Raw genomic sequence first — 12576 nt, forward strand, 5'->3', positions numbered from 1 at the left:
CCGCAAGTGCAGCCGTTTCCACCTCCGGCGCGCACTGCGCCGGGCTCGATCGCGGCCGCCGCGACTGCTCGGCCAGTCCTGCCTCGCCCTCGCTCCGGTAGCGCAAAAGCAGCTTGTGGCCGCACGTCCGTCCGATACCGAAGCGCCGACACAACGCGCTCACATTCGCCCCCTCTGCGGAGGCGAGCCTCACGAACTCCAACCTCTGTTTCATCGCGCTTTTGTCCTTGAATGGCATCCCGAACCCCTCGCGCGCAATGCGCAAAACTGTTCGCGATGTCTTCGCACACCTGTTCGCGATGTCTCCGGTCCAAACATCCCGCGGAAGGGGAGAAAAATGATCGTGAGCTGTATTCGCCCCCGGCGCCAAGCGTTGGATGTTCACCACCAGCGTCACGACGTGCCGCCGTCCGGCGTCGAAAGCTGGACAAAGGTCAGGCTTCCTTCAAGGTGACCTGGTCGCCCAGCCCGATCTTGCCCGGTTCGATGATTTGGCAGAGCGCGCCGAAGCCGCCCTCGCCATGGCGCGCTATGGTTTGCAGCACTGCCGGCTCGAAGGCGAGATCGCCTTGCGCCAGCGCCGTGAAGGTGCAGCGCGCGCACGGTTCCGAGATCACGATCCGCGCCTTGCCGATCGCCAGCACTTTCCCGATGATCTGCTGCTCGACGAAACCTTCCCGCGAAGCGTCGGTTTCGATCACGATGTTGGGCCGGAACCGTCTGGAATCCACTTGCGAAGGATCCTCAATCAGGCCGGCGAGCCTGTTCATCGAGGGCTGACGTGACGATGTGGATGTCGGCGCGCTGATAGCGTGGCGCGATATGATCCCGGGCTTCCGAGCCGAAGCGGACATGTGGGTGCAGCGCCGCCGGGAAATCGAGGAAGGCCGAAACCAGCTCGCCTGCGAGGCTGGAGCCGGCATCGATCCAGGAGCCGTCCAAGCCGATTTCCGGCCGGTCGCCCTTCAGCCTTGCAACAAGGTTGGGCAGCGGTCGCCAGTGTTTTCGCTTCTCCGGCGCGGCAACAGCGCCGTCGCGCCGGTCGATGATGCCCCAGATCCGATCGCCCGGAATCCCGCCCTGCGCAAGCTCAGTCCCGTCCAGCCGTTCGCCGCCCATCGAACTGATGGGGTATCGCCAGATCTCCTTGATACGGCCAAACGCTGTCATGATTCGGCGACGAGCCATGCCGTCCTCATCGAGCCACTGCCTTGCGTGCGCCCGCGCCATCGGCGAAATGGCGATCGATCAGCATCGCGGCATCGAGAAGGGCGCGTGTGTAGGCGTGGCGCGGTCGATCGAAGACGTCGTCGCGGTCGCCGATCTCGACAATCCTTCCGTCCTGCATGACGGCGACCCGATCGGCAACCTGCTCCACCGCACCCAGATCATGCGAGACGAACAGGCAGGCGAACCCGTAGCGTTCCTGCAACGACCGGATCAGAAGCAGGATCTGTTTCTGCACCGTCATGTCGAGCGCCGAGACCGGCTCGTCGGCGACGACGAAGGCCGGTCGCCTGACGATCGCCCGGGCGATCGCGACGCGCTGGCGCTGGCCGCCCGAAAGCTGATGCGGGAAACGCTCGAGAAGGTCGCGTGTCAGCCCAACTTCCTCGATGACCTCATCCATGCGCGCGGTCCGCCGCTTGCGGTCCAATTCGGTGTCGAGCTTCAGCGGCTCGGTGATGATCTCGGCAATCGACTGGCGAGGGTCGAGCGACGAATAGGGGTCCTGGAAGACGATCTGCATGCCACGACGCTGCGCACGCGCATCAGCGGATCGATCGTTTGCAATCGCCGTGCCAAGAAACGAGATCGTTCCACTGGCCGGCCTGACGAGACCGACAATGGCGCGCCCGAGCGTCGTCTTGCCGGAGCCCGACGCGCCGACCAGCGCCAGGGTTTCGCCGCGCCGGATGGTCAGGTCGACGCCGTCGACGGCGCGCTTCGGCTGCGCGCGCCCAAACAGCCTGGGACGGCCCGGATAGTCGATGACGACATTGCTGATTTCGACCAGGGGCGGGCCGTCGACGGTTTTTCTCGATCCGCCGGCGCTGCGCTTGGGAAGCGCATCCACCAACCGCTTCGTGTAATCGTGCTGCGGTGCGTGAAGCACCTGGGTGCTGCTTCCCTGTTCGACCGCCTTGCCTTCGCACATCACCGTCACGTTGTTCACATAGTGCGACACCATGCCGAGGTCGTGGCTGATCAGCAGGACGGCGGTTCCGTTCTCCCGCGTCAGCTCGACCATCAGGTCAAGCACGTCGCGCTGCACCAGCGTGTCGAGCGCGGTGGTCGGCTCGTCGGCGATCAGCAGGCGCGGCTTGAGCAGCATGACCGATGCGAGCATGATGCGTTGGCGCATGCCGCCGGAGAATTCGTGCGGATAGGCCGCAAGGCATTTGCCGGGATCCTTGATCTGGATCCTCTCCAGCATTGCCAGCGAGCGGTCCTTTATCTCGGCGCGCGACATGGCGCCATGCAGGCGCAGACCCTCCGCCATCTGCTCGCCGATGGTGACGGCGGGATTGAGCGAGACCATCGGCTCCTGGAAAACCATGCCGATCCGCGCACCGCGTATCCGGCGCAGCGCCTTTGCGGCGAGGCCGGTGAGCTCTTGTCCTTCGAAGTGGATGCTGCTGTCCGGCGTCGTGACCAGCGGGGCAGGGAGCAAGCTCACGATCGAGCGGGCCGCCATCGTCTTGCCCGAACCGGATTCCCCGACCAGCGCCAGCATGTCACTGGGGGCGAGGTCGAAATTCAGCCCGTCGACGATCCGCTTTCCCGATGGCCCGACCGAGATCGACAGGTTGCGTACTGAAAGCATCGTGTTGTTGTCCGCGGTCGGCACGAGCATGTTTCCAGGACCTACATTTTCGGGTCGAGCCAGTCGCGCACCGCGTCGCCCAGCATGTTGATGCCGAGCAGCGTGATCGAGATGCAGAGACCCGGCAGGATGATCAGATGCGGCGCCTGGCCGATATAGGGCCGAGCCGTCGACAGCATGTTGCCCCAGCTCGGCGCCGGAGGTGGGACGCCCAGTCCAAGAAAGCTCAGCGCGCTCTCCGACAGGATGATCCAGCCGAACATGGTGGTGGCGAGCACGATGATCGGGGCGACGCAGTTGGGCAGCACGTGCCGCGCCATGGTGATGATCTCGCTGTTGCCCATCACCCGCGAGGCCTCGACATATTCCCGCTCGCGAATGGACATCACCGAGGCCCGCACCACGCGCACCACGATCGGCATGTAGGCAAGCCCGAGCGCAACGATGATACCCTCGCGGCTGGCGCCGATCACCGCTATCAGGCCGAGCGCCAGAAGCAGGCCGGGGAAGGCGAGGAAGGCGTCGTTGACCATCATGACGACGCGATCGACCCAGCCGCGCAGGAAACCGGCGAGAACGCCGAACACGATGCCTAGGATCAAGGCGAAGGCGACTGTCGCAAAAGCGATCCAGGCGCTGGTCCGCGCGCCGCTGGCGAGGCGGCTGAGCACGTCGCGCCCGAACTCGTCGGCACCGAGCAGGTGCTGGGGCGACGGCCCGCTGAGCCGCGACGGCAGATCGAGCTTGAGCGGATCGTAGGGGGCGATCCATGGACCGAACACAGCCAGAAGGATCAATGCCCCGGTGACGGCGACCCCGAAGGTCGCATTGAATTTCAGGCCGGGCCGGCCGCGCGCACGGGCGATCATGCGGCGACCCTCGGATCGAGCAGCGGATAGACGAGGTCGACGAGAAGGTTGACCACGACATAGATGAAGGCGATGAACAGCATCGTTCCCTGAATCACCGGATAGTCGCGGGCATAGATGGCGTCGACCAGCAGCCGGCCGAGGCCGGGAATGGTGAAGACGGTCTCGATGACGACGATGCTGGAAAGCAGGCTGCCGAGCACCAGGCCGATCAGGGTCAAGGTGGGCGCGAAGGCGTTCTTGAAAGCATGGCGCCACATCACAGCGCTTTCGGAAAGTCCCTTTGCCCGCGCATGGGTGATGTATTCCAGCCGCGCCACCTCGATCGTGCTGGCCCTGGCCATGCGCGCGATCGGGCCGGACTCGACGAGCACCAGGGTGACCACGGGCAGGATCACATAGAGAGCGGCTTGCGCGAAGTCGCGGCTGAAGGGCACGTAGCCGACGATCGGCAGCCAGCCGAGATAGAGGCCGAAGATCAGCATCAGCATCAGACCCAGCCAGAAACTGGGGATCGAGAGCAGGATGGTCGAGGTGGCGACGACGGTGATGTCGCCAAGACTGTCCTGTCTCCAGGCGGCCAGCATGCCGGCCGGCACGGCGATGGCGGAGGCGACAAGCACGGCCAGGAGGACGATGATCGAGGAGACGGCAAAACGGTCGAGGATCAGCGGCAGCACCTCTTGCCCGCTGCCGATCGAGCGCCCGAAATCGCCTGTAAGGACGTTGCCGGCCCAGATTAGATATTGCACCACCACAGGCTGGTCGAGCCCCATCTGATGCCGCATGGCTTCGACCTGTCCGGGCTGTGCGAGGTCTCCCAGCATCAGCGTCGCAGGATCACCCGGGATGAAGCGCATCATCACGAAGACCGCAACCGACACCAGGATCAGGGTCGGTATGGCGCTGGCGATGCGGGTCAGGACAAAGCGGACCATCGTTTCTCCTGTGATATCGAAGGTCTCCCCCGTGCCGGCATCGCCTTCTCGGCGCGCTCGCGGACCTCGTCGTCGAGGGTAAGTTCGTAGCGGGTGAATTCGCGGTTCTCGGCCGGCAACGGTGCGATCTCCATGATGCCGGCGGCTGGTTCAAAGACGATCATCGCCACCGTCGCCGAGAGGTTGCCGCCTTTCTTCCTGATCCGCGGACGACAGACGCTGAACGGCGAAGCGAAATCGTCGAACAGGGCTTCCTTCAAATCGTCGATCGTGACGTCCCCATGCCGCGCCGACAGGCGACGGCGCACGCGGTGGTCCCGGTAGAGACTGTCCGGCACGTCGCGAAGCCCCGTTTCGCGCAGCTTCGACAACGCCACCGGGCTCTGCCAGTGATTGGCGTGGACGATCATGTCGTCGTCCGGATAGATGGCGAAGGCCTCGTCCGGCGCGCATTCGAAATCGACCGTGAAGCCCTCGGCGGTGCTGAGCATCATGTTGTTGGAGCCGGATTTCGGTGTCGTCGCCACCACCTTGATGGCGTCGGCGAAATGCTGCGCTTCAAGCGCCCGGCGCCGGATGAAGGGCAGCGGAATTCCGATGTCGCGGTAGTCGCGGTCCGATTCGAGATAGTTCGCGGTGATGCCGATGCCGGCGGCGTTGAAGCCGCTGCGCGCCAGTCCGCCGGCTTCGGTGAAGGTCAGGAGGTCCGGCCCGTCCGTTCGCCGGATGCGCAGCACCACCGAGGTCTCGGCGCATTCGGCCTTCCAGTCCCAGTTCTGGCCATGGATGAGCCTGCCGTCGCGGGTCGCCTCCGGCAAAATCACAGCGCCCGTGCAGCCGTCGGGCTCGTCGTCGGAAATGCCTTTCTCGCGCCGGGCGAGCTGCAGGATTTCGGTGCGCGCGTTGACCAGGACGATCGAGGACAGGTCGAGATTGGCGCCTGACGCGATCCCTTGCATTTCCTCGACGAGATCGGGCGCCCATTGCCGCAAGCGAGGCAGGAAGATTTCGGAAAACCGCGCGACATCGTCCCGCCCGAAGCCGAACCGGTCGAGCTGGCCGGCGTAGAGCGCCACCGAAGCGCCGATGCGCCCGCGCGCCTGTTCGCCATAGGCCATGCCGCGCGCTTTCGGCGCTCCTTCGATCTCGACAAGCGGAAAAGGTGCGACTGTTGTCATCAAGGGAAGCCTCAACTCGTTGAGTTCGGATACTAATGCATTTTGATTGAATGAAAAGCAGGAAAATTCGATAGATTGCCAGTTCGAACTGCGTGGCGCATATCTATAATGCGAAGATGCGTACGCCTGAGGAAGTGCCTATGAGTGAAACGATCATCGACCGGCCGGCGCGCGGCGAGGCGGCCAGTCCGCTGCAGATCGATCTGGCGCGGCGGATCCTGGAGCGGATCAGGGATTCGGGCTGGACGGTTGGAACCCGCGTCTCGGTGCCCGACCTTGCCCGCACCTTCGGCGTCTCGCGTTCTCCGATCAGCGCGGCGTTGGAGCTGCTGGTCGCCCAGGGCATCTTGAGCCCGTTCGAGACGAGGGGGCTGCAATTGGCGCGCGAGGTCGCCGACCTCGACCCTGAAGATATCCTGCCCAGTTCACCGCTCGAGGAGCTTTACCGCAGGATGATGCGCGAGCGCGCGCTCGGCCAGCTGCCGCAGGAGGTGTCCGAGGCGGAACTGATGCCGCGCTATCAGGTGTCGCGCGGCGTCGTGCGCAAGCTTTTGCTCCGCTTTGCCGCCGAAGGGCTGGTGCAGCGCCTGCCGGGGCATGGCTGGCGTTTCGCCGACACACTGGTCGGCGAGGACGCCTACAGGGAAAGCTATGAATTCCGGATGGCCGTCGAATGCGCGGCGCTGCGGTCGCCCATGTTCAATGCGGATCCTCAGCAGTTGGCGCCGGTCCGCCGCGCTCACCAGCGCATCCTGGCGATCGTGTCGACGGGCAAGACGCTGATCGGCGGCGACGAATGGTTCCGGATCAATGCATCCTTTCACGAAGGGCTTGCGGCCTGTTCCGGCAACCGGTTCCTGGCGGATGCGGTGCGCCAGCAGAACAATCTGCGCCGGTTGCAGGAGTCGGCGGGTTTCGAGGAACTGCCGGCGGAACGCATCGAGCAGTCCTGCCGGGAACATCTGGCCATCCTCGATGCCGTCGAGGCGGGCGAGATCGAATGGGCCGAGGCGCTGCTGCGCCAGCATCTAAGGCAGGCATCCGAGTTCGCTTCGCCGCAGCGCTCGATCTGATGCCTGCGATGTTGGCGACGATGAGCATTTCCGCCGTCATTTTCCGCGCCGCCTGATCACCGCTGACAGCACCGAGACGACTGCGACCGCAGCCCGCATGCTGGCCGCTCAGTGAGCCAATGCGCTGACGCCATCCGGCATCCATGCGGGACTGGCCGATCTGGAACGAGCGTCTCCGCTCCGTCAAATGCCGGGATTTTTGGGACCGATTTTCAGCGGCGCATCATTTTCATCCGGATTGGGGACAGGAGCTTCGTCGGGAAGTCTGTCCGGGTCCGGCTCACGCACCGGCTTCGGTTCAGGAAACGGCGGCGGTGTGGGCGCGGGAGTGGGCGTTGGTTCGGGAGTGGGAAGAATGGCCATGGTGTGATTTCCTTCCGCTCGCACTCTGCCTGGCGGGTCGCCGACGTCGGCTGGGATTTTTGATGCCACCCCGATCGGTTTTCGCTCGGGCTGACGCACGCAGAACGACCACGCATGCCTATGGTTCCGACGCGAACTCCGATGATCCACGCAGGCATCGGCATTGGTGGCCGGACGGGGCCGTCAGAAAAGTGATCGAATGGTCCGCGCATGAGGGCCTTGCCGGCGTCGTGGAGCGCCATAATTTCCATTTCAGGGTGGGACGAACTCACCTGCTGAATAGGAGGCGGCCGTGAAGCACCAAACACTTGACCAACTGCATACCGTTGCCGACGTTCACGCTGAAGCAACAGACCTCGTAGCGACTCGAAGCCAGCGTCTCGAACGTTGGGCGAAACTGCTGGAGAAAAATCCCGATCGACGTCTCGAAGCGTTGACCGGCACCGAATACAAGTCCCCTGAGATACGCGAGAAAATGCGTTACAACGACTCGCCTCTCACGGTTGCCTTCGAGGACCCGATCTTTCGCGCGCAAGGCTTGAGAGATGACACTTACGGTGAAGCCAAGCGCTTCTTCGAACTGACCGACTGGCAGCTGCACGAAATCGTCTGCCATTGCCATGTCGGCGCCTCGATACGAGCGCGATGGGCTGCCTCTCGAGTCCGCGCGGCAATGTCCGAGAGGTTTGGTTTCTTCGCCTGGCTGCGAGGAATATTCATGCACTGACGCTTCGGGCATTGACGCTACGGGCATTCACGCTGCCGGCATTTGTGCCAGGGGCCGGCATGTTCGGGTGATGGGGGCGGCGAAGTGATTTCCACGCCTCGCATCAGTGGTCGTTGATGAGCGGATAGGCCGTTTCGGCGGCGATCCGCCATCGGCGAAGCTCGAACCATAGGCTCGATACCACAGGGATGGGCGGATTTCAGTCGGCGGGCGCCCTGTACACGCTCCTAGCCGATGATCCTGAATCCGTTCGGCTCCTGGCCGGCATCGACGTCGTGGGATGTCACGCTGGAGACCGACGCTCCGGTCGGCCCTTTCCACAACCGGTCCAACATGGTCGAAACCGCGCCGTCGGCTCCGACGATCAGTGCGGTTACGGATCCATCCTCCTCATTGCGAACCCATCCGGACAGACCGAGCCTCTCGGCCTCGGTCCGTGTCCACACGCGAAACGAGACGCCTTGCACCCTTCCCATCAGTCTGACGCGTACCGCCTTGCGCCCGTTCTCCATGGTCACCTCCGTGCAGTTGGTTTGTTCACACCTTCAACTCACCAGCGGCGAAAAAGGCTCCGCCATCACATTTACGCATGATCTCGGCAACGGAACCATGCGGCGGCGGCTTTGTTTAAAAGACGGACAGCTGCAGGTTGCTGGGCCTCGGAGCCACGATTTCATGACCAACGATTCTCCAACGGGAGGCGCCATCCCGGCATCCGTTCCGACGATCGATCCGAAAGCGGCGCCGACGCTTCAACACGCCGAGGCCGAGGTCTTTTATACAGAGGCGATCCGCGAACTCGCCGCGACGGACATCCCCTTTCTTGTCGCCGGCACCTACGCGGTGAGCGCCTATACGGGCGTCACGCGCCAGACCAAAGACCTCGACATTTTCTGCAAGGCCGGCGACTTTGCCCGCATCCTCGCCCATTTCAAGCAGGCCGGTTTTGCGGTCGAGATCGTGGACGACCGGTGGCTTGGCAAGGTCTTCAAGAGCACGCATTTCTTTGACGTCATATTCGCATCCGCGAACGGCACCATGCCCGTCGGCGACGAGTGGCTGGAGCATGCTCGGCAGATCGAGCTGCTGGGCAGTCAGGTGCGGATCGTCGGTCCGACCGAGCTTATCTGGTCCAAATGCTTCATCCAGGACAGAGGCCGCCACGACGGCGCCGACATCGCTCACACCATCCTCAAGGCGCAGGATCAGATCGATTGGCGCCGGCTGCTTTCCTACCTCGAAGTTCACTGGGAGGTGCTGCTGATGCAGCTTCTGAATTTCCGCTGGATCTATCCGAGCGAGCGCGATCACATTCCCGCTTGGCTGCTCGACGAATTGCTTGACCGACTCGCCAAGCAGAGGGAGCTGCCTACGCCCCGAATGAAGATCTGCCGCGGGCGCCTGCTTTCGCCGACCGACTACGAGATCGACGTCAAGGAATGGGGCTTTGCCGGAGTCGGCGGAACAGGAGAATTTCGCGATGGCTGAGAGGAACGAAGCTGCCATGGCAACAACCGAGACAGGCCGCACCGTGAGGATTGCGGCTGTCGGCGACCTGCATGTGCGGGAAGACGCGCAGGCCTCCTGCCGTGATCTCTTCGGCGAAGTTTCGCGCGAAGCGGACGTCCTCGTGCTCACTGGCGACCTCACCAATCTCGGCAAGCCGCGTGAGGCCGAAATCCTTGCGGAGGATTTGCGCGCCTGCGCAATCCCGGTCGTCGCCGTGCTCGGCAACCACGACTATGAATCCGGCGCGGTCGAGGACGTCGCCCACATCCTGCGGCAGGCGGGCGTCCATCTTCTTGACGGCCAGACCACGGAAATCAAGGACGTCGGCTTTGTCGGCGTGAAGGGGTTCATTGGCGGTTTTGGATCGCGCATGCTCGGCTCCTTCGGCGAGCCGGCGATCAAGGCGATGGTCGCCGAAAGCGTCAGCGAATCGATGCGCCTCGAAAACGCAATGCGGCAGGTCCGCACCGAGCGCACGCTTGTCGTCCTGCACTACGCTCCGGTGGTCGAGACGGTCGCCGGCGAGCCATTGGAGATTTTTCCGTTCCTGGGCTCGTCGCGCTTGGCGGAGACGATCGACCGGTTCAAGGTCAGCGCCGTGGTGCATGGCCACGCGCATCGCGGCGTCTATGAAGGTCGCACGCCCGGCGGCGCCCCGGTGTATAACGTCGCCATGCACGTGGCGAAGCCGACCGGCCGTCCCTATGCCCTGCTCGAAATCTGAACACCCCGCGCCTGGTCAGCGATCGATCTCGCCGAACACGATATCGAGCGAGCCGATGATCGCGGCGACATCGGCGATCATGTGCCCGCGCGACAGAAAATCCATCGCCTGCAGATGGGCAAAGGACGGCGCCCGGATCTTGCACCGATAGGGAGTATTGCCGCCGTTCGAAACCAGATAGACGCCGAACTCGCCCTTCGGCGCCTCCACCGCGGCATAGACCTCTCCGGCGGGCACGCGAACGCCCTCCGTGTAGAGCTTGAAATGGTGGATCGTCGCTTCCATCGAGCGTTTCATCGTCGCCCGCGGCGGCGGGGTGATCTTGTGGTTCGGAATTGCCACCGGCCCCTGGCCTTCCGGCGATCGCAATTTCTCCAGGCATTGCTTCATGATCCGCACCGACTGGCGCATTTCCTCCATGCGGACCAGGTAGCGGTCGTAACAGTCGCCGTTCTTGCCGATGGGAACGTCGAAATCCATCTCGGGGTAGCATTCATAGGGCTGTGCCTTGCGCAAGTCCCACGCCGCGCCCGACCCGCGCACCATCACGCCGGAGAAGCCCCAGGCCCAGGCGTCTTCCAGCCCGATTGTGCCGATGTCGACATTGCGCTGCTTGAAGATACGGTTTTCGGTGAGCAATTCGTCGAGGTTGCCGCAAACCTTGAGGAACGGATCGCAGAAAGCCCAGATATCGTCCAGGAGCTTCGGAGGCAGGTCCTGGTGCACGCCGCCGACCCTGAAATAATTCGCATGCATGCGGGCGCCGGAGGCGCGCTCGTAAAACACCATCAGCTTCTCGCGCTCGGCAAAACCCCAGAGCGGCGGGGTCAGCGCGCCGATATCCATGGCCTGTGTCGTGACGTTGAGGAGATGCGACAAGAGCCGGCCGATTTCACAAAACAGAACACGGATGAGCTGTCCGCGCCTCGGGACCGAGATTTCCAACAACTTCTCGGCGGCTAGGCAGAACGCATGCTCCTGGTTCATCGGCGCGACATAGTCGAGCCGGTCGAAATAGGGCAGGGCCTGCAGATAGTTCTTGTACTCGATCAGTTTTTCGGTGCCGCGGTGGAGCAGGCCGATATGGGGATCGGCGCGATCGACGACCTCGCCGTCCAGTTCCAGCACCAGCCGCAGCACGCCGTGAGCAGAGGGATGCTGCGGTCCGAAGTTGAGGGTGAAGTTGCGAACTGCGGCTTCGACCATGACGCTGCTCCGCTGTACCGGGTTTCAGGGCCGAAGCCGAGTGCTCCGGCCCGCCACGCCCGGACCACCGATCAGGTGCCCGCCAATCACGTGCCCGCCAATCACGTGGTTGTCTGGATGATCAGAGTCAACATGCCGTCGCCGTCGATGTTGGCGGCAACAACCTGCGACGAATCCAGCCCGTTCGCCGCCAGCACCGATGCCGCCTGTGGCGAGGCATCGATCGAGCTCTGCAGGGTAAGCAGATCTTCAACGCTGGTCTGGGTGATCACGGCCTCGGCTTGCGTCTTGAGTTCCGGCGGCAAATCCTCGAGGGCGACAATGGCAATGCCAGTAAAATTCTGGTCGGTGAAACCTTGATCAGGCAGGGCTTGGTCAGGCAGGGCCTGGTCAGGCGTTTGGTTGGGCGAGCTTGGATCGGGCAGGGCTTCCGGAGCCGGAGGTGCGATCTGGGGAAGCTGCGGGTCGGTGGATTGCGCGTGAATCGGCTGCGCCAGGGCCAATCCCGAAAGGGCGGCAATTGTCGTCAACATGCGCATGATCGTTCCTTCCGTTTTTCGTTTGGCTCGAGGAGGATCACCTGGTGACCACACAACCATTGTCCCGGATTATGGTTCCCGTCCGTCACGGATGGAACGATTCCGACAGGCGTACATTCTCCCCTGATCACACCTTCATCACAGGATCGGCGGGGCGCTGCAGCTTGAGGAGAAAGCCATGAGAATCAGCGAGTGCATGACACGGAAAGTTCAGGTCGCCAGTCCGGACCAGTCCTTGCGGGACGCCGCACGAGTCATGGCCGATCTTGACGCCGGTGTTCTGCCCGTGGGTGAGAATGAGCGGCTGGTCGGCATGATCACGGACCGCGACATTGCCGTCCGTGGCATCGCGGAGGGCAGAGGTCCCGACACCAAGATCAGGGATGTGATGAGCGCGGAGGTACAGTGCTGCTATGACGACCAGGAAGTCGGCGATGTTCTTCAGAATATGCGCGAACTCAAAGTGCGGCGAATGCCGGTGATCAGCCGCGACCGGCGGCTGGTTGGCATTGTCTCGCTCGCGACCTCGCCACGAATGGCGAACCCGCATGGGCCGGCGAAGCGCTGGGCGGCATCTCGCAGCCGGGCGGCGACCATTCGCAGACGGCGCATTGATGCATCAT

15 protein-coding genes and 1 pseudogene are annotated in these 12576 nt (G+C 63.4%); 5 read left to right on the plus strand and 11 right to left on the minus strand.

The genetic code is table 11. From position 1 onward, the window contains the following. From BLT09_RS31230 to BLT09_RS31260, 7 genes are all read right to left on the minus strand, one after another. The coding region (locus BLT09_RS31230) for a helix-turn-helix domain-containing protein (RefSeq protein WP_167366586.1) at positions 1-214 on the minus strand (214 nt) is incomplete at its 3' end. A 220-nt stretch (positions 215-434) separates the two neighbouring features. Next, positions 435-731 (minus strand): MOSC domain-containing protein, encoded by a 297-nt coding sequence (locus BLT09_RS31235; protein ID WP_236473063.1) that lies wholly within the window; start codon positions 729-731, stop codon positions 435-437. A gap of 13 nt (positions 732-744) precedes the next feature. Further along, positions 745-1188, minus strand: coding sequence for an MOSC N-terminal beta barrel domain-containing protein (locus BLT09_RS31240; protein WP_167366588.1), 444 nt, complete (start codon positions 1186-1188; stop codon positions 745-747). A 7-nt stretch (positions 1189-1195) separates the two neighbouring features. Further along, positions 1196-2827: an ABC transporter ATP-binding protein gene (locus BLT09_RS31245; protein ID WP_236473067.1), complete on the minus strand. Its 1632-nt coding sequence runs from the start codon at positions 2825-2827 to the stop codon at positions 1196-1198. A 41-nt stretch (positions 2828-2868) separates the two neighbouring features. After that, positions 2869-3696, minus strand: coding sequence for an ABC transporter permease (locus BLT09_RS31250; protein WP_091600350.1), 828 nt, complete (start codon positions 3694-3696; stop codon positions 2869-2871). Further along, complete coding sequence (locus BLT09_RS31255) at positions 3693-4634, minus strand: ABC transporter permease (protein ID WP_091600351.1); 942 nt, start codon at positions 4632-4634, stop codon at positions 3693-3695. The genes BLT09_RS31250 and BLT09_RS31255 overlap by 4 nt, the downstream gene beginning before the upstream one ends. Then, entirely contained in the window at positions 4616-5812 is a 1197-nt protein-coding gene (locus tag BLT09_RS31260) for a C45 family autoproteolytic acyltransferase/hydrolase (protein ID WP_091600352.1), read from the minus strand. Before BLT09_RS31260 ends, BLT09_RS31255 begins: the two co-directional genes overlap by 19 nt. A 140-nt stretch (positions 5813-5952) precedes the next feature. Between BLT09_RS31260 and BLT09_RS31265 the strand changes: the two genes are divergently transcribed. Next, positions 5953-6885, plus strand: coding sequence for a GntR family transcriptional regulator (locus BLT09_RS31265; protein ID WP_167366589.1), 933 nt, complete (start codon positions 5953-5955; stop codon positions 6883-6885). A 183-nt stretch (positions 6886-7068) separates the two neighbouring features. Here the strand turns inward: BLT09_RS31265 and BLT09_RS31270 are convergent, their stop codons facing one another. Continuing rightward, positions 7069-7248: a hypothetical protein gene (locus tag BLT09_RS31270; RefSeq protein WP_077374092.1), complete on the minus strand. Its 180-nt coding sequence runs from the start codon at positions 7246-7248 to the stop codon at positions 7069-7071. A gap of 292 nt (positions 7249-7540) precedes the next feature. Here BLT09_RS31270 and BLT09_RS31275 point away from each other — a divergent pair, with 292 nt between their 5' ends. Further along, the gene (locus tag BLT09_RS31275; protein ID WP_091600354.1) at positions 7541-7975 is read left to right on the plus strand and encodes a hypothetical protein; all 435 of its coding nucleotides are present in this window, start codon (positions 7541-7543) and stop codon (positions 7973-7975) included. Between the two features lie 227 nt (positions 7976-8202). On the opposite strand, the gene BLT09_RS31280 is transcribed toward BLT09_RS31275, so the two are convergent. Continuing rightward, a complete protein-coding gene (locus BLT09_RS31280; protein WP_091600355.1) occupies positions 8203-8487 on the minus strand; it encodes an acylphosphatase in 285 nt (94 codons plus the stop codon). 163 nt (positions 8488-8650) lie between these two features. Between BLT09_RS31280 and BLT09_RS31285 the strand changes: the two genes are divergently transcribed. Together BLT09_RS31285 and BLT09_RS31290 are read left to right on the plus strand one after the other, a co-directional pair. Then, positions 8651-9463: a nucleotidyltransferase family protein gene (locus tag BLT09_RS31285; RefSeq protein ID WP_091600389.1), complete on the plus strand. Its 813-nt coding sequence runs from the start codon at positions 8651-8653 to the stop codon at positions 9461-9463. After that, positions 9456-10208: a metallophosphoesterase family protein gene (locus tag BLT09_RS31290; protein WP_091600356.1), complete on the plus strand. Its 753-nt coding sequence runs from the start codon at positions 9456-9458 to the stop codon at positions 10206-10208. Before BLT09_RS31285 ends, BLT09_RS31290 begins: the two co-directional genes overlap by 8 nt. Before the next feature lie 15 nt (positions 10209-10223). Here the strand turns inward: BLT09_RS31290 and BLT09_RS31295 are convergent, their stop codons facing one another. Beyond that, a complete protein-coding gene (locus BLT09_RS31295; protein ID WP_091600357.1) occupies positions 10224-11414 on the minus strand; it encodes an NADH-quinone oxidoreductase subunit D in 1191 nt (396 codons plus the stop codon). A 101-nt stretch (positions 11415-11515) separates the two neighbouring features. Beyond that, positions 11516-11953, minus strand: a complete 438-nt coding sequence (locus BLT09_RS31300) for a hypothetical protein (RefSeq protein WP_091600358.1) — start codon at positions 11951-11953, stop codon at positions 11516-11518. A gap of 178 nt (positions 11954-12131) precedes the next feature. Here BLT09_RS31300 and BLT09_RS31305 point away from each other — a divergent pair. Continuing rightward, positions 12132-12568, plus strand: a pseudogene (locus BLT09_RS31305) (CBS domain-containing protein). The last annotated feature ends 8 nt before the right edge of the window (positions 12569-12576 follow it).

It is taken from the genome of Mesorhizobium muleiense (genome assembly GCF_900099905.1).
Classification (GTDB): Bacteria; Pseudomonadota; Alphaproteobacteria; order Rhizobiales; family Rhizobiaceae; genus Mesorhizobium; species Mesorhizobium muleiense.